This is a genomic window from Gillisia lutea (genome assembly GCF_021568705.1).
Taxonomy (GTDB): Bacteria; Bacteroidota; Bacteroidia; order Flavobacteriales; family Flavobacteriaceae; genus Gillisia; species Gillisia lutea.
In genome coordinates this window covers 125,075-148,991 of sequence record NZ_JAKGTH010000011.1, presented here as the reverse complement: position 1 = coordinate 148,991, position 23,917 = coordinate 125,075, and the positions used below count along the sequence as shown (strand labels likewise).

Here is a 23,917-nt window from a genome sequence, read left to right as displayed (position 1 = left end):
ACCCATGAAAAAGATCTTATTTCTATCATTACTTATTTTATCCTATTCCTGTAAAACGACTCCTGATACTAAAACATCTCCTCCCAGCAAAAAAGAAACAGGGCTTATTACCGAAAAAGCCATGGTAGTTTCTGCAAGAGCAGAAGCTTCAAAAATAGCAGCCGATATAATGAAACAGGGGGGGAATGCCTTTGATGCTATGGTGGCCACAGAAATGGCGCTGGCAGTTACTTACCCTTTTGCAGGAAGTTTAGGGGGAGGTGGTTTTATGGTTTATAGGAAAGCGAATGGGGAGACAGGAAGTTTAGATTTCAGAGAAAAAGCACCGCTTGCTGCCACTAAAAACATGTACCTGAATGAAGAGGGAGATACTATGCCTGATAAGAGCCAGGTTGGAGGTTTAGCAATTGGAGTTCCAGGCACGGTGGCGGGAATATTTTCTGCTCACGAAAAATTTGGAAGTCTTCCAATGGCAACTATTTTGGCACCGGTAATTGCATTAGCCCGAAACGGATACGTGGTAACTGAAAAACAGGCAGCCAGCTATAATCATTATCGCTCTACTTTCAATGAAGTCAATAAATCTCAAATCTTGTATGCAAAAACATTTAGCGCTGGAGACACTGTTAAGAACATAGCGCTTGCAAATACTTTAAAAAAACTGGCTACCAATGGTCGAGAAGAGTATTATGGTGGTGAGACTGGGCAAAAGCTAGTGAAATTTATTCAGGACAATAACGGAATTATCACTTTAGACGATCTTAAAGCATATCAAACCGTATGGAGAGATCCTGTCACATTTTATTATAAGAATCTAAAGGTAATATCTATGGCACCTCCCTCTAGCGGTGGGGTTGCCTTATCTCAAATTATGAAGATGATAGAAGATTATTCTCTTAAAGAATATGGGCATAACCAGCTAAAGACCATACAGGTAATTACCGAGGCTGAAAGACGGGCTTATGCTGATAGGAGTTACTATTTGGGTGATCCCGATTTTTATGACGTTCCTACCGATATTCTTACCAGTAAAGACTATCTTTTAAATAGAATGGAAAATTTCAGTTTTGAAAAGGCTACTGCTTCTTCTACTTTAAAGCATGGGCAAATTCCAGGATATGAGAGCAATGAAACTACACATTATTCTATAGTTGATTCGTTTGGGAATGCTATTGCCGTTACCTCTACCTTAAATGGCGCCTATGGTTCTAAACTCTATGTAGAAGAATTAGGTTTTTTTCTAAATAATGAAATGGACGATTTTAGCTCTAAACCAGGAGTTCCGAACATGTTCGGATTAATTGGCGCTGAAGCTAATTCCATTGAACCGGGAAAGCGGATGCTGAGCTCTATGACTCCAACAATAATTGAAAAGAACGGAGAGTTTTGGATGACCGTGGGAACTCCCGGCGGTTCTACCATTATCACCTCCGTACTACAAACCATATTAAATGTAGCCGAATTTGATATGGGTATGCAGGAAGCTGTGAATGCTGCGAGATTTCATCATCAATGGCTGCCAGATGAAATCATGTTCGAGCCTAATGCCTTTAGTACACATATTCTAAATGAACTTCAAGATAAGGGATATCATATAAATGAAAGAGATTCTCAAATAATTGGGAAGGTAGATGCAATTTTAAAACTGCCAAATGGAAAACTAGAAGGTGGTGCCGATAAACGTGGGGACGATACAGCCATAGGTTTCTAAGTTCAGAATTTAGATATAGCCAGCAAAAAAGAAAAAGCTGTCCAGAAAAGCTCTAGACAGCCTCTTCTATTAACACCTCTAAATATTTACTAAATAGAGATCATTAATAAAACTAACTCAGCAAGGCAATTATCCCCCCGGTTAATATGCCCTGTAAGTTAACTTTAAACCTTTTAATTCATTTATACTTTAAAAGAGTTATTCAAGCTTGAGCTTACTTCGAAAACTTGGTTTCGAAATTTCACCTATGTAAATTTATATTCATAATTGCTTTATACCTATGGGGGAATTCAAGTATATTTAACTATAGTTCAATACACATCAAGCATAACTCACATCGACAAGTTGATGATTTATGGCATAAATAATACTTTCAATTATTGTTTCGGAATGGGTACGTTTAATAATATTTGCTCGGTGCTTTTCTATAGTTTTAGTTGAAATAAATAAAGCTTCAGAAATCTCCTTGGTCTTATAGCCCTTGCAAAGCAGTTGAATAATTTCCTTTTCCCGTCTGGTGAAATGAAATTCTGCAAGTTTGCTATTCTCTTTAAAACAATTCTCCATTAAAGTAGAATTAGTACCAATCTCCTCCTTTAATATATGTTCATCATCACTAAAATTAATCATCATAATAAATTGGCCGTCCGTCATTTTATCCAGTTTAGATAAACTAATGGTTGCATTCCTAATTTTATCATCTTTTAGGCAAAACGCGGTCTTTGCCACCGCTTTCATATGTTTTCCTCTTGCAAAATTTAACAAACTGGCCTTTACTTTCGTCTTATTCTCACAGTTCACAAAGTCTATAAGCTTACCTTCCTCCTGTTTATTTATTTTAAAGGTTTCTCTAAAAGCATCATTCATAGATACAATTGTCTCCTTTTCAAGTAACACCACAGGGTTTGACAATAGGTTGAACAAACCTAAAAACGCTTCTTTCCAATAATTGGAAAAGGAGAAGGCTGTACCAGCGTGATCAACAATCCTCGCGCATAATTTTGAAACAGATGAAGTAGAATAAACAACTTCATCCACAACCTTCAGTAAAGAATCCTGCTGTACTTTCTTACTAGCGGTTGTATACATAATAAGCCAGCTTTTATTTAAGAAATGTGTAGATTTAAAATTGGATAAATTTTTAAGATCCTTTATTTCAAGAGAAATCTCATCAATTAGAATTACATCGGGGAGTAAGTGCATTGCATTCATATATCCCGTGTGAAGTGAAGGTGCTATTGCAATATCAAACTTTAAACTCAGCCTTTCCGAAAGAAAACCAATAAAATCTGAGCATTTACTTATAACTAATAATTGTTTCTTATCTAGATTCATCCCTTTAACCTTAAAATTAAACAAGCATATTAATATTAAATCAACTAAAACATGTAGGTAAAGGGGCCAATAAAATGCAGGGCACGGGGAAGAATAAAAATGTAGGGATAGCGATAAACAAACTAAAAATATACGATGCTATTGGGGAAAAATATCACTTTGAATTTGAAGGGAAGTGATCTTGTTAATATTCATGGGGAATATTAAACATTGAAATTAAGGGAAAATACCCATACCTCAAAAAAAAACAGGTAATATTTTCCTTACATAAATGATCATTTTCCAAATACAATCACTCATTTTCAGTAGATTAAGTGTTCAAAGATGCATAAAATAGAAACATTCTCCCGTTTTCTATTTTATTCATCTTGGAAAACGTCATTCTAACTTCACTCATTTTTAAGATACTTTATATGAAAGCCATATAACTTTATCCTATTATTAACACACTGCAATTTCACCTTACTTTTTAGTTAGCAACAGTTTAAGTACCTTTGCCACCTTGATTAAAAATATGGCAAAATCAGAAGAAAACATAGAGGTATTAGGGGCTCGCGTCCATAATTTAAAGAACATAGATGTAACTATTCCTCGTGAAAAATTAGTTGTAATTACTGGACTTTCCGGTTCAGGGAAATCTTCGCTTGCTTTTGATACTATTTATGCTGAGGGGCAACGCCGATATATTGAAACTTTCTCTGCCTACGCGCGTCAGTTTTTAGGAGGTTTAGAGCGGCCAGATGTAGATAAAATTGAAGGGCTTTCCCCTGTGATTGCTATAGAACAGAAAACAACCAGTAAGAACCCCAGAAGTACGGTTGGTACTATCACCGAAATATATGATTTCTTACGATTGCTCTACGCAAGATCTGCCGATGCTTATAGCTATGAGACTGGAGATAAAATGGTAAGCTATAGTGATGAGCAAATAAAAGAGCTTATTATTGAAAATTTTAAAGGGAAAAGAATTAATATTCTAGCTCCTATAGTACGGTCTAGAAAAGGGCATTATAGAGAACTTTTTGAGCAAACTGCTAAACAAGGCTTTTTAAAAGTGCGAACCGACGGTGAGGTAAGAGATTTGGTGAAAGGCATGAAGTTGGATCGCTACAAAATGCACGATATAGAAATTGTAGTAGACCGATTAAAGATAGAAGAAGATATTGAGGCGAATAACAAACGTCTTGAAGAGAGCATTAAAACTGCCATGTATCATGGAGATGATGTTTTAATGGTACTAGAACAAGATAGCGGAGAGGTAAGGTATTTTAGTCGTAATCTTATGTGTCCTTCTTCCGGAGTTTCATACCCTAATCCTGAGCCCAATAATTTCTCTTTTAATTCTCCAAAAGGTGCATGTCCTACTTGCAATGGCATTGGAACTCTTTATCAGGTGAATAACGATAAGCTTATTCCGGATAGATCGAAATCCATAAAAAGTGGAGCAATAATTCCTCACGGTCCTCAGAAAAAGAACTGGGTGTTTTCTCAGTTGGAACTTATTGCTGAACGTTTTGATTTTAAATTAAGTGATCCCGTTGAGAAAATTCCTCAGGAAGCTTTAGATATGATCTTGCACGGAGGAAAAGAAAAATTCTCTAAACCTTCTAAAGCACTAGGCATTACCCGCGATTTCAAAATAGATTTTGAAGGAGTGGCAACTTTTATAGAAACTACCTTCAACAACAACGATTCTACATCTCTTAGAAGATGGGCTAAAGAATATATGGATGAAGTGGTGTGTCCTACCTGTGAGGGAGCGCGTTTACGTAAAGAATCTTTATATTTCAGGGTTAACGGTGAAAATATAGCTCAACTTGCCAATAAAGATATTACCGATCTGGCTGATTGGTTCTCCACTCTAAGTGAAAACCTATCTCAAAAACAGCTCTTAATAGCTTCAGAGATTATAAAGGAAATAAGGACGCGGCTACAGTTTTTAGTAGACGTTGGTTTAACATATTTATCTCTTAACAGAAGTTCTAAATCTCTTTCCGGTGGGGAAGCGCAACGAATACGACTTGCCACACAAATTGGGTCGCAACTGGTAGGAGTTCTTTATATTTTGGATGAACCTAGTATAGGACTTCACCAGCGTGATAACGAAAAATTGATTAATTCTCTTATTGCATTACGCGATCTGGGAAATTCGGTTATTGTGGTGGAACATGATAAGGATATGATAGAGCGCGCCGACCACGTTATCGATATCGGTCCGCTCGCCGGGAAACACGGAGGAGAAATTATAAGTGAAGGTACACCCGCTCAAATAAAAAAACATAAAACCATTACCGCTTCTTATTTAAATGGAACTATGGAAATTGAGGTTCCTGAAAAAAGACGAAAAGGTAATGGTAAGAAAATAATACTAAAAGGTGCTTCTGGTAATAATCTTAAAGATGTGTCGGTAACATTTCCATTAGGGAAAATGATTGCTGTAACAGGAGTTTCGGGAAGTGGTAAATCTACTCTTATCAATGAGACCCTTTACCCTATTATGAACGCTCACTATTTCAACGGGGTAAAAGAACCAAAACCTTATAAGAGCATTAAAGGTTTAGAACATATTGATAAGGTAATCGATATCAATCAAACTCCTATTGGTAGAACTCCAAGATCCAATCCTGCAACCTATTCTGGTGTGTTTTCAGAAATACGTTCCCTTTTTGCTAAGACTCCGGAAGCTTTAATAAGAGGATACAAACCTGGAAGATTTAGCTTTAACGTAAAAGGTGGAAGATGTGAAACCTGTAAAGGTGGCGGATTACGAGTAATAGAAATGAACTTCCTGCCAGATGTTTACGTGGAATGCGAAACCTGCCAAGGAAAACGTTTTAACAGAGAGACTCTGGAAATACGTTATAAAGGCAAATCTATCTCAGATGTTTTGGAAATGACCATTAATGAGGCAGCCGAATTTTTTGAGCTAATTCCAAAAATATACAGAAAAGTAAAAACTATTAAGGATGTTGGCCTTGGATATATTACCTTGGGCCAGCAAAGCACAACCCTTTCCGGAGGCGAAGCACAACGTATTAAACTTGCCACAGAATTATCAAAAAGAGACACCGGAAATACTTTTTATATATTAGATGAACCAACCACAGGTCTTCATTTTGAAGATATTAGAGTATTAATGGACGTCTTGAATAAATTGGCAAATAAGGGAAATACAGTTCTAATTATCGAGCATAATTTGGATGTAATTAAAATGGCAGACCATATAATCGATATAGGTTATGAAGGTGGAAAAGGCGGCGGAGAGGTTATTGTATGCGGTACCCCCGAACAGGTGGCTAAGCATAAGAAAAGCTACACCGCCAAATTTCTAAAGAAAGAATTGAATTAATTAAGAGTTTGAAAATAATATAATGAGAGCAAAACAAGGAAACAAAGCCTGGAATGAGATAAAGACAAATGATTCTTGGGCAATATTTAAAATAATGGGCGAATTTGTAAAAGGCTATGAAAAACTTAGTCAAATAGGCCCATGTGTTTCTATTTTTGGATCGGCCAGAACTAAACCAGATCAAAAATATTATAAGCTTACAGAGAAAATAGCGCAGAAAATTGTAGATCACGGCTACGGAGTAATAACCGGTGGTGGACCAGGAATTATGGAAGCAGGTAATAAAGGAGCGCACTTAGCAGGAGGAACTTCAGTTGGATTAAACATCGACCTGCCATTCGAGCAACATGACAATCCTTATATCGATAATAATAAGAGCGTAGACTTCGATTATTTCTTTGTAAGAAAGGTAATGTTCGTTAAATATTCACAGGGTTTTGTAGTGATGCCCGGAGGTTTTGGAACTTTAGACGAACTTTTTGAGGCGATCACCCTTATACAAACCAACAAAATCGATAAATTCCCAATTATCTTAGTGGGAACCGATTTCTGGGGTGGATTGTTTGATTGGGTAAAGAGCACACTTCTGGATAGCTTTCAAAACATTAGTGCCGGAGATATGGATTTACTTCATTTAGTAGACACAGAAGATGAAGTTATTGAAATATTAGACCAATTCTATGATGAATATAATCTTAGTCCTAATTTCTAAGAATTAGGCTAATTATAAGTGTAGTTCTTTCAGTATTTAATATTCCTTTTTCTCGAATTATTAATTCAATAACCTGTACCCAAGAGTGAACGTTAAACTAGTTTTTATCATTATTATGGGATATTTGGGAAGCTCGCTTTGTTTTGGGCAATCCCATACCAATATAAGTGCCGTTTTAAATGATTCGCTTCATACAGTTAATATCCAGCAGGAAATAACATATCAAAATACAGGTGATGTTAGCCTTTCTGAAATATACTTTAACGATTGGGCGAATAGCTTTAAAGATAAGACTACTCCCCTTGCCGAAAGATTTGCAGAAGATTACCTAAGGCGTTTTCATTTTGCCAAATCCAGCGAACGTGGATACACGAAAATTTACAGCATAAATAATGAGAATGCCCAAGCCTACTCTTGGGATAGACCAGCAGCTAACCCCGATATTGTTCGTGTTGAATTAAAAAAACCTCTTGCACCTGGCGCAAAGATTACCATCAACTTCCTGTACACCGTTAAAATTCCTTCTGATAAATTTACCAGATATGGCTACGACGATGATGGCAACTATAAATTGAAATACTGGTATATCACTCCTGCTGTCTTCGACGGGCAATGGCATATTTACAGCGATAAGAACCTTGGTAATCAATACACTCCCCCTATTTCAGTAAATATCAAATTGTCTACCAGACCATATTTTCATGTGGCTTCAGCCTTAAGTATCGATAAATTAACTACCGAGGAAGCTTATAAAACCACCTATCTTTCTGGAAAAGACAGGGTTTCATCTCAATTATATCTTAATAAAATCATCCCTTTTGAATCTCATCTGGTTAATTCAACAGATATAATTACAAACATTGAAGATGACGGACTAAATAGTAAAATGAAAGAAATCATTTTAGACAGGATTCTTAAATTCCTTCAAAATAGATTGGGAAGTTACCCGCATGATAAAATCATGATCACCCGAGACGATTATTTGAATAATCCGGTGTATGGCTTAAATCAATTGCCTCATTTTATTAGACCTTTTCCTGATGGATTTCAGTATGATATCAAGCAATTGAAAACTATTACAGGCGATTACCTAAAGAATACCATACTAATTAACCCCAGAGAAGAACAGTGGTTATACGATGCTATTCAAATTTCCATAATGATGGATTATGTAGATACCTACTATCCAAAAATGAAATTGTTAGGAAATTTGAGCGATGTCTTTGGTATTAAATGGTTTCATGCTGCCGATATGGAATTTAACCAGCAGTATCCCTTTCTTTTTCTGCATATGGCTAGAATGAACATGGACCAGCCACTAACTACTGCGCAAGATTCTCTTGTCAAATTCAATAAGAACATAGCGAATGCTTACAAGGCCGGAACCGGAATTAAGTATATAGAAGATTATTTAGGTGATAACAGTGTAAAAAAATCCATCTCCGAATTTTATCAGGCTAATGTCCTGAAGCCAACCAATGCCAATAATTTTAGAAAGATCCTTCAGAAGAATTCGAGCAAAGATCTCAATTGGTTCTTTGAGGATTACGTAGGCAGCAACGAGAAAATTGACTTTACCATTTCTTCAGTTCACAAAAATAAAGATTCGCTTGAAGTAACAATTAGAAATAAGCGACACAATAATATGCCGGTTTCACTTTATGGCCTTAATGATGGTAAAGTGGTTTATAAGACTTGGGTTTTAGATATTACTAAGACTAAGAAGATTAGTATCCCAAAAGACAGTATTGAGCGCTTAGCTTTAAATTATGAAGCCAAGATTCCGGAGATCAATCAGCGAAATAATTATAAAGCTGTTACTACTCTTTTTAATAAACCAATTCAATTCAGGTTATTGCAAGATATAGAAGACCCTAAGTACAATCAGCTATTCTTTATGCCCGAATTTGAGTATAACCTATATGATGGTATTTCGATTGGTCCTAAATTGTACAATAAAACCTTCCTTAATAGAAACTTCGATTTTAAGATCTCTCCTAAATTCGGGTTTACCAGTAAAACCCTTGTAGGTTCTGCATCTCTATCTAATACTCACTATTATGAAGATCAAAATCTCTTCGCCATTAGATATGGAATTAGCGGAACCAGATTTTCATACGGTTACAACCTCTTTTATGAGAAATATACTCCTTATCTGGGCTTCTACTTTAGAAATTCTTATTTGCGAGATAATGAACGCCAAAGTTTGCTACTAAGAAATGTGAACGTAGGAAGAGATATCGATCCTTTAAACCCAATAGACCAACCCGACTACAATGTGTTTAACGTGGGATACCGATATCGAGATACGAATTTGGTAGATTATTTTTCTGGAGGTATAGATTATCAACTTGCAAAAAATTTCAGCAAAATTGCGGTGAATCTGGAATATCGAAAGCTTTTCAGAAATAACCGTCAGTTAAATCTTCGATTTTTCGCGGGTACCTTCCTTTATAATGATGAAACAGATAACGACTATTTCAGCTTTGCTTTAGACAGGCCTACAGATTACCTTTTTGATTATAATTACTACGGTAGAAGTCAGAACAGCGGATTGTTTAGTCAGCAAATTATCCTGGCAGAAGGAGGTTTTAAATCGAAGTTAGAACCGGCATTTGCAAACCAGTGGATGACCACCATTAACGGAAGCACGAATATTTGGAAATGGATCTTCGCCTATGGTGATGCAGGTTTGGTGAAGAACAAGCATAGTGATGCTAAAATTGTATTCGACTCGGGAATAAGAGTTAATATGGTAGCCGATTATTTTGAAATTTATCTTCCGGTCTACTCTAATTTAGGTTGGGAGATAGCCCAGCCAGATTACGATCAGAAAATAAGATTCATAGTAACCCTAGATATTAATACACTAATTAAACTATTTACCAGAGAATGGTATTAAGCAGCTTAAGATATATTAAATCCCTGTTTATCAAATAATATCTTCGTAAAAAGTATTTGCATAATTCGCAATATATATTCCTATATTTAATATTTATTAATAATATTTTAATTAAACCTCTTTTTAATAGTAATATTAAAATTTATACTGCTAATTTTTGAATTGTATTTAACCTTAGTTTTCTCTATATTTGTAACATTCAAAAATAATTTCATGCAAAGCGAGACATTATCTAAAAAAGCGATTTCTTTTGACGATTTTAAAATTCAGGTTTTAGAAGACTACAAGATAGCGGTTACCAGCCGTGAATGTAGTTTACTGGGAAGAAGAGAGGTTCTTACCGGAAAAGCTAAATTCGGAATTTTTGGTGACGGGAAAGAGATTCCACAATTAGCAATGGCTAAGGTTTTCAAGAATGGCGACTTCAGGTCGGGTTACTATCGTGATCAAACCTTCATGATGGCTATTGGAGCTTTGAATATTCAACAGTTCTTCGCAGGATTGTATGCAGATACCTCTATTGAAAACGAACCTATGTCGGCCGGGAGACAAATGGGAGGGCATTTTGCAACCCATAGTTTAAATGAAGATGGAAGCTGGAAGAACTTAATGCAACAAAAGAATTCCAGTGCCGATATTTCCCCTACTGCAGGGCAAATGCCACGATTATTAGGTTTAGCCCAGGCGTCCAAAATATATAGAAATGTCGACGGCATTGATGCCGAAAAATTCTCTGATAACGGAAATGAAATTGCCTGGGGAACTATTGGAAATGCCAGTACGAGTGAAGGTCATTTTTGGGAAACCATAAATGCAGCCGGAGTATTGCAAGTACCCATGGTAATGAGCGTATGGGATGATGAATATGGAATTTCTGTACATGCAAAACACCAAACTACCAAAGAAAATATCTCGGAGATCTTAAAAGGATTTCAAAGAAATGAAGATACCAAAGGTTACGAAATTATTCGCGTGAATGGCTGGGATTACGTCGCACTTGTTGAAGCTTACGAAAAAGCATCGAAAATAGCACGTAAAACACATTCCCCTGTTCTTATACATGTTAAAGAACTTACGCAACCTCAAGGTCACTCTACCTCAGGTTCGCATGAACGTTATAAAGATGAAGACAGACTTACTTGGGAAAGAGCACATGATTGTAATGTGAAATTCAGAGAGTGGATCATCGAGAACAATTTTGCTACCTCTAAGGAGTTAGATGAATTAGACAAGGATATAAAAAAACAAGTAAGAGACGGTAAGAAAGAGGCTTGGGCAGCGTATGCGAACCCAATGAAAGCTAAATTAAAAGAACTTTCTCCGCTCTTAGAAGCTGCAGCTAACGATAGCAATAATAAAGCTAACATTCTAAAATTCAAGAAAGAATTACTTGAGTTAAAAGATCCGTTGAAGAAAGATCTTCTGGTAGCCGCTAGAAAATCCCTTCGCTATCTCATTGGTAATGAGAGTGCTGCCAAAGCCAATCTAATTGATTGGATAAATGATTATACAGATAAATCTCAACCGGAGTATAGCAGCCACTTGTATAGTGAATCTTCAGAAAGCGCTTTATTAGTAGAGGGAATTGCTCCTACCTATGCTGATGACGCCCCGGAGGTAGATGCAAGAATTATTCTTAGAGATAACTTCGATAAGATTTTTGAAACACGTCCTGAAACCTTGATATTTGGTGAAGATAGTGGAGAGATTGGCGATGTAAATCAAGGGCTGGAAGGACTTCAGCAAAAATATGGTGAATTAAGAGTAGCCGATGTTGGAATTAGAGAAGCTACTATCTTAGGACAAGGTCTGGGAATGGCAATGAGAGGGTTGAGACCAATAGCCGAAATACAATATTTAGATTATGTTCTTTATGCTCTTCAAATAATGAGTGATGATCTTGCAACCCTGCAATATCGTTCAAAAGGAAAGCAAAAAGCTCCACTTATAATTAGAACAAGAGGTCACCGTTTGGAAGGAATCTGGCACAGCGGATCTCCAATGGGTGCTTTAGTACATCTGCTTAGAGGGATACATATTTTAGTACCAAGAAATATGACCAAAGCCGCAGGGTTCTATAATTTATTATTAGAGTCTGATGAGCCTGCGTTGGTAGTAGAATGTCTTAACGGATATAGATTGAAAGAAAAATTACCTAATAACCTTGGGGAATTTAAAACCGAAATCGGGGTTGTTGAAACCCTAAGAGAAGGAACAGATATTACCTTGGTGTCTTATGGTTCTACCTTACGATTGGTAGAAGAAGCGGCAGATGAGTTACAGGAAGTGGGAATAAGTGCCGAAGTGATTGATGTACAATCTTTACTACCTTTCGATATTAACCATGATATTGTAAAAAGCGTTGCTAAAACAAATAGACTGTTAGTGATAGATGAAGATGTACCGGGAGGTGCCTCAGCCTATATCTTACAACAAATAGTAGAGGAACAGAATGCATATGTATATCTTGATAGCAAACCTCAGACGTTAACCGCCAAGGCACACCGACCTGCTTACGGAACTGACGGAGATTATTTCTCTAAACCTTCAACAGAAGATATCTTTGAAAAGATTTATAGTATTATGAATGAATCAAATCCATCAAAGTTTCCAAGTTTTAAATAGATTTTTCATAGAACATTAAATAAAGAAAGCCCTCATTACATGCGGGCTTTCTTTATTTATTATCTTAAAAATAGATTCAGACTATGGAATCCATTTTTTCTCAAAATTAGGTTTGCGTTTTTCTAAGAAAGCATTTCTTCCTTCTTGCGCTTCCTCAGTCATATACGCTAATCTAGTAGCTTCACCTGCAAAAACCTGTTGTCCCACCATTCCATCATCGGTAAGATTCATTGCAAATTTCAGCATTCTAATAGACATTGGAGATTTACCTAACACTTCCTGAGCCCATTCATAAGCTGTATCTTCCAGTTCGGCATGTGGCACTACCGCATTCACCATTCCCATTTCAAAAGCCTCCTGAGCTGAATAATTCCTTCCTAAGAAAAAGATCTCTCTCGCTTTTTTCTGGCCAACCATCTTTGCTAAATATGCCGAGCCATATCCTCCATCAAAACTGGTCACATCGGCATCAGTTTGTTTGAAAATAGCATGCTCTTTACTGGCTAATGTCATATCACAAACTACATGAAGACTATGCCCTCCTCCTACTGCCCATCCAGGAACTACAGCAATTACAACTTTAGGCATAAATCGAATAAGACGTTGCACTTCAAGAATATTTAATCGGTGCATTCCATCATCTCCTACATAACCCTGATGGCCTCTCGCCTTTTGGTCGCCACCACTACAAAAAGAATAAACTCCATCCTTAGAAGAAGGTCCTTCTGCCGATAATAGAACAACTCCAATAGATGTATCTTCCTGAGCATCATAAAATGCATCATATAATTCACTGGTGGTTTTGGGTCGAAATGCGTTTCTAACATCTGGCCTATTAAAGGCTATTCTGGCAACACCGTTTGCTTTTTTATAGGTAATATCTTCGTATTCCTTTGCGGTCTTCCATTCAATTTTACTCATATGCTTTATTTTACGTAAAAATATTGTTTAAAATCACGTTACACAAATGTATTCTACTCTCTAAAAACATACATCAAAAAGGCCCGAGCATATATTTACTCAGGCCTTTTATTGTAATCTAGTAGAATTCTATTTTTATCTATTGAGCGTATTTGGCCATAAGAGGTTGTAATTTCATTCCCCAGGCTTGTCCAATTGCCATAGATTTTTCAGAAATTGTTGGAATCTCAGAGATCATTTTCTTCCCTACCGGAGTGTTGTAAAATGCCAGTATTGCATCTACATCTTCCTCTGTATAACTTTCCATATATACGGCTGCAAGTTGTTCATATAGATCGCCCATGCTAGATTTAACCTCTGCTTTAAAAGCCTCTCTATTTCCTTCTGGCACCATATTTACTATAGGTTTGATCATAACATCAAATTGAGGACCAGAATTAAGTTCAATTAACTCTATGGTTTTAGCTTTATAAGCTGAAGAAGCTTCCTGAGAGAATCCGGTGAATCCAATAAATAAAAAGGCAGCGGCAAAAATTACTTTTTTCATATTAATTTTTTGATGATTGTTTAAATCTAAAATAGAACTATTTTCAGAAAAAAACATTTTTAATTGAAATAATTACCTGTAATATGATGGTCGTTTAGATTTTTCGGGGATACCTTTTTGATATTGATGCAAATTGCAAAATTCTTGATATATTTGAGCAAATTGATGATAATGAAAACCGGACTTTTTTTTCTTTTTTTTCTTTTCTCTTGTTTAATGGTTGCTCAGGAATTTCCTGTTACAAGAACTTCATCTCCCGATTTTATCATTAAACGCTTAGACATAACTCCTTCACTTTCTAATTTAAGCCCTGAAATTCCAGTTACAGGTAAATTCAGAATTCGAGAAGTTAACTTTGATACCGATAATAAGTTGCGTGAAATCAACATTACCGAAATGATGGAGCAAGATGAAAGAATGAAATCCAGAACCGTAGAATTAGCTCCCCCTGTTATGGTTATAGAAGAGAAAAAATCCTTTTCAATTACTGGTAGCAATGATAACTGGAGTGCTAAACCACATTTCTTTAATCAGTCATTTAGTCCACAACTCCCTTCTAGCGGAACAAGAAATACGGTATATCGCGATGCTTCGGAGAGTACGGGTTCGAGTTATTTAACCCGATATTCACCATTTTATAGACGGTATTATTAATTCTCTTTCTGTAAGTAGATTCCGTCTTCTTTAATTTCAATTAATCGCTGCTTATATAAGGTTCCAACAGCTTTCTTGAAACTTTTCTTACTCATTTGTAAAACCCTTTGAATTTCTTCAGGCGAAGATTTATCAGTTAGTTTCAAACAACCACCTTTAAGGGAAATTTCATTTAAAATATCCTGGGCGTTAGGCTCTATACTTCTATACCCGGGACGCTGTAAAGTGATATCCAACTTTCCATCAGGTCTCGTTTTCTTGATCCAACCCTTAAGTCGATCACCGGGCTGCATATCTTGAAAAATATCATCCTTAAAAATTAATCCCTGATGTAGCTCATTAACAATTACATTCACACCAAGATCGGTAGGATTCGCAACAATTAGGTCTACCTCTTCAAAAGGCGCAACCGTTAATTCTGTATTATCTAAAAATGCATTGGTTTTACTTGAACCTACCAGCCTGTTTGTAGCTTCATCTAAATAACAAAAAATAAGGTACCAGCTATTCTTACGCATTTTAGTTGCCATCTCCTTAAAAGGAACGAACAAATGCTTTTCTAAGCCCCAATCTAAAAATGCTCCATATTCTGATACTTCCACACATTTTAAATAAGCGAACTCATCTAATTTCACATATGGCTTTAAAGTGGTGGCCACAGGACGCTCGGAATGATCTAAATAGATAAAAACCTCGATCTCATCTTCCAATTGAAAATTAGCCGGAACATATTTATTAGGTAACAATACCTCATCTCCTTCTTCATTTCTTAGAAACAAACCGGGTTCGGTATCGCGATCAATTATTAACGTGTGGTATTCACCAAGATTAAGCATATATCAAATTTAAAATGCAAAGATACTTTATATAAACGGGTTTGTGAAACAACAAAAAACCGTTTTCTAATTAGTTTAGAAAACGGCTTTTATAAATGTGAATTTATATTTATGCAAATACACTTTCTTTCTTAAAATGCTTTGTAAGCAAGTAATATACTACTGCGCGGTATTTACTTCTATTAGATTTTCCATATTTTTCCATAACTGAATTCAAGCCTTCATCAAGTTTAGCATTATCAGCAAGACCAAGTTTTTTAATTAGGAAGTTATTTCTAACTGTAAGTAATTCACTCTCACTAGAACCTGAAACAGTTTCAGCATCTTTATTAAAAATGCTTGGCCCACACGCTTTAGTAACTTTTCTCAACAGCTCTACATCGGCACTTACTCCAACTTTATCCTTTAAGTCTTTAAGGTACTTTTCAACCTTTTCATCAGTTTTACTCATCACTTTGTTTTTTAAGTTTTTGTTGGGATTAATTTACGGTTTTTTTAACAAAAAACGCAACAAGTAATTCTAAGATTTCATAAAATTGAAGTATTCCAATAAGATTTCATCATTGAGTTTACGAGGTGTGAAAATTTCTAAAAGTTTTGGCTGGTTAGAAGACGAGAAAAAATCATTTAATTGGCTCTTGATTTCTTCTGAATTACTAGCAGAAGAATAACTTATTTTATACATCTCGCAAAGAGCCTTGGCATTGTGATCATGGATAGTTTCAAAATAAGTGTCAAAATTCTCTGAATTCTTATTTCCTGGTAAGATCCTGAAAATTCCACCTCCCGAATTATTTATAACGATTATTCTGAAAGTAGAAGGAATATAGTTATTCCATAAGCCATTACTATCATACAAGAAACTTAGATCACCACATATTAAAATCGTGGGATCTTCTGATATCACCGCATTACCTACAGCCGTAGAAACACTCCCATCGATACCGCTGGTTCCTCTATTACAGTACATTTTTTGAGTACTCTTCCATTTAAATAATTGGGCATATCGCACAGTCGAGCTATTACCTAACTGAATATTATAATTTTCAGGTATTGCCGGCACAAGATACTGGATCGCCTTAAAATCGGAATAAGGAATTTCGGCAACATATTCGTCATGTCTTGCTTGGCGCGATCTTTTAACCTCTTTCCAGGATGGCCCGTATTCACTATTACAATTTTGAAGTAAGGGTGAAAATGATTTAAAAAATGAATTTACCGAAGTTTCAAAATGTTTGTTTAAACAAAAAAAGGTGTTGTAAGCCTTTTTAGAATCTATATGCCAGTGTTGTTGCGGCTGATAATTCCTTAAAAAAGCCTTTATTTTTTTTGATACGATCATTCCTCCAAACGTAAGGAGGATCTCAGGCTGTAATGCTTCAAATTGTTCTACTGAATTCTCAGCTTTTTCAATAGGTCCTATTAAAGTATCTATTCTAGTAAAGAATTCAGGATGATGGAGATTCGAGGTAGTTTCAGTAAGTACAATCACCGATTCGTCTTTCGCCAAAAGCTCTATGAATTGCTGTTCTATAGAGTTTGGTTGTGCCACACCCACGATCACCATTTTTTGTTTTGCATTATTCCATAGATGCGCAAATGGAGAAAGTTCTTCCCCAGTATAAATTCTATTTTTTATTTCGGGAAGTATCTGCAATGGCTTCACAGAAAGTTCCTCCGTCATTTCATATAATGGTTCATAAAAAGGAACATTAATATGTACAGGTCCCATTTCTTCTAAAGACTTATTTAAGCCAAGATTGATCTCTCGTTCATTGTGCTTTTGAGCTTCAAATTGTTTTTGCTGGAGCTTTTTATCGGTAACAGCTTTTTCCAGCACCACTTCCGAATACAGATTAGCTGAGTATAAAATGTGGTTCTCAAAGACATTCTTTTGACGAATGGTTTGTCCGTCACCAATATCAATTCGCTCTATCGGCCTGTCTGCAGAGATAACTACCAAAGGTATGTCGCTGTAAAAAGCTTCAGCAATAGCCGGATAATAATTTAATAATGCCGAGCCTGATGAACATACCAAAGCCACAGGCTGTTGTAATTGTTGGGCAATACCCAACGCAAAGAAAGCGGCACTACGCTCATCTACAATACTATATGCAGTTATTTTAGGATGATGAGTGAACCCAATGGTTAAAGGTGCATTTCTCGAACCGGGGGAAATTACCACCTGTTTTATATTTTTTGCTACGCAAAGTTCTACAATAGACTGGGCAACAGGAATTTTAGAATATTTCATACACCTTCAAAATTACAATTTCAAAAGAAATTATGTAATGGGATTTAAGCTTATTTAACAAGAACTGCTTTCATGGTCTGAGCTTTATTTTGAGTTTCCTCCCACTCCTTCTCTGCATTTGAATCCTTTGTAATCCCTCCCCCAATATATAAAACAGCTTTATTTCCAACTAGCTGCATACAACGTAAGTTTACAAATAATCGGGTGGTCTTAACTATGCTAGCATATGCCTGATTTTCCCTATTATTTCTGTTGCTACTACGGTGGTGAGTTACAGGAACATTCAATTCCCCCAGAAACCCGGAATAATAAGATCTGTGATAAGCTTCATTTTTTAAAATAAAGTCTTTAGCAGCCTCTTTCGGAAGTCCGCATATGGCTGGAGTTGGATGCAAGGTAAAGATCAGCTTCTTTAAGGCATTTTCTACATTCACTTTTAAAACACCTTGAATATCTGTTCTTAGATGAAGCAAACTACCTGCTCTAGTAGTATAAGGTTCAGAATGTTCTATTTTATCCATGCTTTGAAGTTGCTCCAAATCATTTAAAACAGAATCGGTAACAAGTTGCTGTTCTACCTTTTCTTTCTCCCCCCAAGTTACATCTTCCGTTCCCTGATATTTTTGAGTCCCCGCCAGTGCCATGGTCTTGAATCGTGACCTTTCAACCTCCAACAACGCTTCTGGGGTAGCGCCCAGCCATAAGCCTATTTCAGGATGAAACCAGATATACACAAAGGCTGAACTATAAGTAGCTAATAATTTATGGAACAACTTAACTGCATCTTCTAAAGAGTCAGCAAAATCAAAAATTTCCTGGCGTGACAACACTACTTTTTGAAGTTTTCCGGAGCGAATGGTGGCAATGCCTTTTTCTACTAATTCAATATGAGAATTCTTTGCCGCTTCAGCTTCAACTGCTATATCTTTAGAACTATCGCTGTTTTCTGAAGAACTATTTAAAACAGTTTCTATACAAGTGGATTTCTCTAAAGGAATTAAAATGGCTGACTCTTCTTGATCGAATGGAGCAAAGACAAATCCGCTTTCGGTATAATCATCAACCTGATATAATTGAGAATCACTTTGCAAAAATGCTTTAACCCGAGGTTCCGCCTGATGTCTTGAGGGCTTAGATTCCGGTTTACGATATGCTACAAAAGGTAATCCCTTTTGCAACTGAATATGTAGTTGATCAAAAAAATCGTCAGAAATAATCATTTACTTGGTTTTGGGAAGCGCTATAGTGGTAAGTTTAACAAGAGAAATTAAATTATCCTCAATATCGGTGATTCTTATCTCCCAAAGCTGGGTAGTTCTGCCCTTATGAATAAAAGTAGCTTTTGCAAAAACGTCGCCTTCTTTAATGCTTTTTAAATGATTGGCTGAGATCTCTATTCCTCTTATATAAAATTCAGAAGTATTCAAAAAAATATAAGAGGCCGCACTCCCCACACTTTCGGCTAGCGCAACAGTAGCTCCTCCATGTAGAACTCCATCGGGCTGATGCACTCTGGGCGTGACAGGCATTTTAGCCACTAAATAATTTTCGGAAACATCTATAAATTCAATATCCAAAGTTTCCATTAATGTGCTTTTACACATTTCTCTGCATTTTGCCAGAATTAGTTCCTTATCCATTCTATAAGATTGTTTACTTTGTAAAAATACAAAACCCATAACGATGAGCCCTAAAGAAAAAAAGGTATCTTATAAAATATCGAACACTTATAGCACCTTAAATGATTTTACATCAAAAACCAAGAATGTTTGGATAGTGTGCCACGGTATTGGGTATCTAAGTAGGTATTTCCTGAAGTATTTTAATGAACTGGATCCAGATGAGAATTACATTATTGCACCACAAGCACAATCGAAATACTATTTAAATGGAAAATACACACATGTTGGCGCTTCCTGGCTAACTAAAGAAAACACAGAAGCTGAAATTGATAATGTACTTAATTATTTGGAACAGGTTTATGAGGAAGAACAGCTACAAGATGCTCCTAACCTAATTATATTTGGGTATTCTCAGGGAGTAAGCGTTGCCGCCAGATGGGTAGCAAGAAACAAAATTGAATGCTCCCAACTTATATTACATTCCGGCAGGATTCCCTCCGAATTACTACCCGAGGACTTTGAATTTTTGAAGGCTACCCTTTTTACTTTTATTTACGGCACGAAAGACGAATATTTGAAAGATGGGCTTATCAAAGTGGAGGAAATCAGACTACATAAGCTGTTTCCTGAAAATCTACAAATTATTCCTTTTGAAGGTGGGCATGAAGTGAATAAATCTTTAATTGGGCAACTTCTAAAATAGAGATATAAGATAACTTATGCCGATTAAAAATTAGCGTAATTTCAGCTTTGTTAGCTTCTAATTATAGATGCTATTAAATCTTTTCACCATTTGATATATAAAAAAAGGCACAACCTAAGTTGTGCCTTTTCATTATATGTAATCTATGTAATTAGAAAAAACTAACTTTTTTCTTACTTCACTTCTTCAAAATCTACGTCTTCAACGTCGTCTCCTTGAGAAGCATCTCCAGCTCCGGGCTCACCGTTAGCACCTGGTTGTGCTCCCGCTGCTCCACCTTGAGCTTCTGCTTGCGCTTTATACATCTCTTCAGAAGCAACTTTCCATGCTTCGTTGATTTTATCTAAAGCAGGTTGAATTGTGTCGATCTCTTTAGTTTCGTAAGCTTTCTTCAATTCCTCTAAAGCATCTTCAATTGGTTTTTTCTTATCATCAGATAATTTTTCACCAAATTCTTTCAATTGCTTCTCAGTTTGGAAGATCATAGCATCAGCTTCGTTAAGCTTTTCTACTTTCTCTTTCGCTTTTTTATCAGTTTCAGCATTCGCTTCAGCTTCCTGCTTCATTTTTTGAATTTCTTCTTCTGTCAATCCTGAAGAAGCTTCAATTCTAATATCCTGAGATTTACCGGTTGCTTTATCAGTAGCACTTACTTTAATAATACCATTAGCATCAATATCAAAAGTCACTTCAATTTGAGGTGTTCCTCTTTGTGCTGGTGGAATACCATCTAAATGGAATCTACCTATGGTCTTATTATCTGTTGCCATTGGACGCTCTCCTTGCAATACATGGATCTCAACCGATGGTTGGTTATCTGCTGCAGTAGAGAACACCTGAGATTTCTTAGTTGGAATAGTAGTGTTAGACTCGATTAACTTTGTTAATACTCCTCCCATAGTTTCAATACCTAAAGAAAGTGGAGTAACATCAAGTAATAATACATCTTTAACATCTCCGGTTAGAACTCCCCCTTGAATAGCAGCTCCAATTGCAACTACCTCATCTGGGTTCACTCCTTTTGAAGGCTTCTTACCAAAGAATGCTTCTACTTCTTCCTGAATTTTAGGAATACGTGTAGAACCACCTACTAAGATTACTTCATCTATATCACTTTTAGAAAGACCTGCATCTTCTAAAGCTTTTTTCACAGGAGCCATAGAACGTTTTACAAGTTCGTCTGCCAACTGCTCGAATTTAGATCTTGTTAAAGTTTCCACCAAGTGTTTTGGTCCGCTTGCAGTTGCTGTAACATATGGCAAGTTGATTTCTGTTTGAGAAGAAGAAGATAATTCAATCTTCGCTTTTTCAGCTGCTTCTTTCAAACGTTGCAAAGCCATAGGATCTTTTCTTAGATCGATGTCTTCAGCTTTTTGGAAAGTATCTGCAAGGAAATCGATAATTACCTCATCGAAATCATCCCCACCAAGGTGAGTATCCCCATTTGTAGAAAGTACTTCAAAAACACCATCTCCTAATTCAAGGATAGAGATATCAAAGGTACCACCACCAAGGTCATAAACCGCAATCTTTTGGTCGGTAGATTTTTTATCCATCCCGTAAGCCAATGCTGCTGCAGTAGGCTCGTTGATAATTCTGCTAACTTTTAAACCTGCAATTTCACCGGCTTCTTTAGTAGCTTGTCGTTGAGAGTCATTAAAATATGCAGGAACAGTAATTACTGCTTCATTTACATCATGTCCTAAATAATCCTCAGCTGTTTTCTTCATTTTCTGCAAGATCATTGCAGATAATTCTTGTGGAGTATATAATCTTCCGTCTACTTCAACTCGTGCTGTATCATTATCTCCTTTTTTAACTGTATAAGGAACTCTTCCTGCTTCTTTAGTAGATTCAGAATATTTATTCCCCATAAAACGCTTAATAGAAGAAATGGTTTTTGTTGGGTTAGTTACCGCTTGTCTTTTAGCCGGGTCACCTACCTTGATTTCACCACCTTCTACAAATGCGATTACAGATGGCGTAGTTCTTTTACCTTCGGCATTAGGAATTACCGTTGGCTCGTTACCTTCCATTACGGCAACGCATGAGTTGGTAGTACCTAAGTCAATTCCAATTATTTTGCTCATAACTTTATACGTTAATTTATATTATTGTTCTTGTTTAACATCCTCAAATAGTCAATCATTATGCCAGCCAACACATTATGACAGGTTGTCATAATAGTTTTCAACGGTATTTATTCTTCTTTTTTCATTAGGATTTAATTCTTTGCAACAAAGCTTGAAAATATATAGGCTTGAAATAACAAATCCTTATTTTTGCCTATCAAATTGAATGAAAGAATGCGAGAAATAGAATGTATCAGTGTTTTTGATATGCTTAAAGTAGGTGTTGGTCCTTCCAGTTCCCATACTTTAGGTCCCTGGAGAGCTGCCCAACGATGGATTGCAGAATTACAACAAAAACAGCTATTCAATGAAGTAGAACGCATTCATATTGATCTTTATGGCTCACTTTCCCTTACCGGAAAAGGACATGCAACAGATATAGCCGTAATGCTTGGCTTATGTGGCTTCGATCCTGTATTGATGGAGATTGAAAAAATAGATCCTGAAATATTTAATATTCGTGCCACAAAATCCATCCTTTTAGATGGCGAGAACGCCATTCATTTTGATCCTGAAACGGATATAAAATTTAATAAGAAGTTTCTTCCTTTTCATCCGAATGGTATCACCTTTCGTGCAACTTTGCGAAATGGCAAAAAATCTTCCTCTTCCTTTTATTCAATAGGTGGTGGTTTTGTAGTGAAAGAAGAAAGAAAGAATGCTTCGAAAAAAATAAAGAACTTTCAGGAATTTCCTTTTCCTATTGAAAAAGCTACAGAGCTACTTACATATTGTCATAAAGAAGGAAAAATGATCTCAGAGATCGTACTTGCAAATGAGCGCTCGTTGAGAACTGACCAGGAAATTGATACCGGGTTAAAACATGTCTGGCAAGTGATGTTAGAATCTATGTATACCGGATGCCATACTGAAGGTACCTTGCCGGGTGGTTTAAATGTACACAGAAGAGCTTTTGACATGCATAAGCGATTAATCGGTGAGAATACCTATAATTCTCCTCAGGAATGGCTTGAAACTATAAGAAAGACAGAAGTAAAGTTCAGACAAATTCTGAAATGGGTTAGCTGCTTTGCTATTAGTGTAAACGAAGTGAATGCTTCTTTGGGTCGAGTTGTTACCGCCCCAACCAATGGAAGCGCAGGTACTGTCCCAGCTGTACTCATGTATTATATGGTTATAGAAAATCATGATGCTACCTTTGAAGATGTAAAACGTTTCATGCTGGTGGCAGGAGAAATTGGAAGTCTCTTCAAAAAAGGTGCTACTATCTCAGCTGCAATGGGGGGATGTCAGGCTGAAATTGGAGTCTCCTCTGCTATGGCTGCCGGAGCATTAACAGAAGTGATGGGAGGAACCCCAGAACAAGTACTCATGGCCAGTGAGATTGCAATGGAACACCATCTTGGGCTAACATGTGATCCTATTGCCGGATTGGTGCAAATACCATGCATAGAAAGAAATGCTATGGGAGCTATAAAAGCCATAAATGCTGCTGAAATTGCTATAGAAAGCGATGCTACAAAAGCAAAAGTGCCACTAGATAAAGTAATTGAGACTATGTGGGAAACAGCACGGGATATGAATTCTAAATATAAGGAAACCTCAGAAGGAGGATTAGCAGTAAAAGTGAGCTTAAGCGATTGCTAAATCTTA

General features: G+C 36.4%; 17 protein-coding genes. 8 read left to right on the top strand and 9 right to left on the bottom strand.

Features of this window, described 5'->3' with window-relative positions; translation table 11 throughout:
• The first annotated feature begins 4 nt into the window (after positions 1-4).
• A complete protein-coding gene (ggt, locus tag L1I30_RS13205) occupies positions 5-1,711 on the top strand; it encodes a gamma-glutamyltransferase (protein ID WP_236134771.1) in 1,707 nt (568 codons plus the stop codon).
• A 321-nt stretch (positions 1,712-2,032) separates the two neighbouring features.
• Here the strand turns inward: ggt and L1I30_RS13200 are convergent, their stop codons facing one another.
• Positions 2,033-3,070, bottom strand: coding sequence for a response regulator transcription factor (locus L1I30_RS13200; RefSeq protein ID WP_236134770.1), 1,038 nt, complete (start codon positions 3,068-3,070; stop codon positions 2,033-2,035).
• 490 nt (positions 3,071-3,560) lie between these two features.
• Between L1I30_RS13200 and uvrA the strand changes: the two genes are divergently transcribed.
• The 4 genes from uvrA to L1I30_RS13180 all read left to right on the top strand — a co-directional run bounded on the left by uvrA (position 3,561) and on the right by L1I30_RS13180 (position 12,634).
• On the top strand, positions 3,561-6,395 hold the full coding sequence (gene uvrA / locus L1I30_RS13195; RefSeq protein WP_236134769.1) for an excinuclease ABC subunit UvrA: 2,835 nt from the start codon (positions 3,561-3,563) through the stop codon (positions 6,393-6,395).
• A gap of 22 nt (positions 6,396-6,417) precedes the next feature.
• Positions 6,418-7,107, top strand: coding sequence for an LOG family protein (locus L1I30_RS13190; protein WP_236134768.1), 690 nt, complete (start codon positions 6,418-6,420; stop codon positions 7,105-7,107).
• 85 nt (positions 7,108-7,192) lie between these two features.
• Complete coding sequence (locus L1I30_RS13185) at positions 7,193-10,009, top strand: gluzincin family metallopeptidase (protein ID WP_236134767.1); 2,817 nt, start codon at positions 7,193-7,195, stop codon at positions 10,007-10,009.
• A gap of 213 nt (positions 10,010-10,222) precedes the next feature.
• Complete coding sequence (locus tag L1I30_RS13180; RefSeq protein ID WP_236134766.1) at positions 10,223-12,634, top strand: alpha-ketoacid dehydrogenase subunit alpha/beta; 2,412 nt, start codon at positions 10,223-10,225, stop codon at positions 12,632-12,634.
• A gap of 81 nt (positions 12,635-12,715) precedes the next feature.
• On the opposite strand, the gene L1I30_RS13175 is transcribed toward L1I30_RS13180, so the two are convergent.
• On the bottom strand, positions 12,716-13,555 hold the full coding sequence (locus L1I30_RS13175; protein ID WP_236134765.1) for a 1,4-dihydroxy-2-naphthoyl-CoA synthase: 840 nt from the start codon (positions 13,553-13,555) through the stop codon (positions 12,716-12,718).
• Positions 13,556-13,694: 139 nt separating this feature from the next.
• Complete coding sequence (locus L1I30_RS13170; protein ID WP_236134764.1) at positions 13,695-14,102, bottom strand: DUF2059 domain-containing protein; 408 nt, start codon at positions 14,100-14,102, stop codon at positions 13,695-13,697.
• Between the two features lie 171 nt (positions 14,103-14,273).
• Here L1I30_RS13170 and L1I30_RS13165 point away from each other — a divergent pair, with 171 nt between their 5' ends.
• Positions 14,274-14,756 carry a hypothetical protein gene (locus L1I30_RS13165; protein ID WP_236134763.1) on the top strand — a complete coding sequence of 161 codons (483 nt, stop codon included), beginning with the start codon at positions 14,274-14,276 and terminating at the stop codon, positions 14,754-14,756.
• Here L1I30_RS13165 and L1I30_RS13160 read toward each other — a convergent pair.
• The 5 genes from L1I30_RS13160 to L1I30_RS13140 form a co-directional block, all read right to left on the bottom strand.
• Entirely contained in the window at positions 14,753-15,592 is an 840-nt protein-coding gene (locus L1I30_RS13160; protein ID WP_236134762.1) for a CvfB family protein, read from the bottom strand. The two genes, L1I30_RS13165 and L1I30_RS13160, sit on opposite strands and share 4 nt — an antisense overlap.
• Before the next feature lie 109 nt (positions 15,593-15,701).
• Positions 15,702-16,043 (bottom strand): DUF2853 family protein, encoded by a 342-nt coding sequence (locus L1I30_RS13155; protein ID WP_236134761.1) that lies wholly within the window; start codon positions 16,041-16,043, stop codon positions 15,702-15,704.
• Positions 16,044-16,112: 69 nt separating this feature from the next.
• On the bottom strand, positions 16,113-17,846 hold the full coding sequence (menD, locus tag L1I30_RS13150) for a 2-succinyl-5-enolpyruvyl-6-hydroxy-3-cyclohexene-1-carboxylic-acid synthase (protein WP_236134760.1): 1,734 nt from the start codon (positions 17,844-17,846) through the stop codon (positions 16,113-16,115).
• A 50-nt stretch (positions 17,847-17,896) separates the two neighbouring features.
• Entirely contained in the window at positions 17,897-19,066 is a 1,170-nt protein-coding gene (locus L1I30_RS13145; RefSeq protein WP_236134759.1) for a chorismate-binding protein, read from the bottom strand.
• On the bottom strand, positions 19,067-19,486 hold the full coding sequence (locus L1I30_RS13140; protein ID WP_236134758.1) for a PaaI family thioesterase: 420 nt from the start codon (positions 19,484-19,486) through the stop codon (positions 19,067-19,069).
• A gap of 43 nt (positions 19,487-19,529) precedes the next feature.
• Here L1I30_RS13140 and L1I30_RS13135 point away from each other — a divergent pair, with 43 nt between their 5' ends.
• Positions 19,530-20,171 (top strand): alpha/beta hydrolase, encoded by a 642-nt coding sequence (locus L1I30_RS13135; RefSeq protein WP_236134757.1) that lies wholly within the window; start codon positions 19,530-19,532, stop codon positions 20,169-20,171.
• A gap of 173 nt (positions 20,172-20,344) precedes the next feature.
• Here L1I30_RS13135 and dnaK read toward each other — a convergent pair whose 3' ends face one another.
• Positions 20,345-22,261, bottom strand: a complete 1,917-nt coding sequence (gene dnaK / locus L1I30_RS13130) for a molecular chaperone DnaK (protein WP_236134756.1) — start codon at positions 22,259-22,261, stop codon at positions 20,345-20,347.
• A gap of 216 nt (positions 22,262-22,477) precedes the next feature.
• Here dnaK and L1I30_RS13125 point away from each other — a divergent pair, with 216 nt between their 5' ends.
• Complete coding sequence (locus L1I30_RS13125; RefSeq protein WP_236134755.1) at positions 22,478-23,911, top strand: L-serine ammonia-lyase; 1,434 nt, start codon at positions 22,478-22,480, stop codon at positions 23,909-23,911.
• The last annotated feature ends 6 nt before the right edge of the window (positions 23,912-23,917 follow it).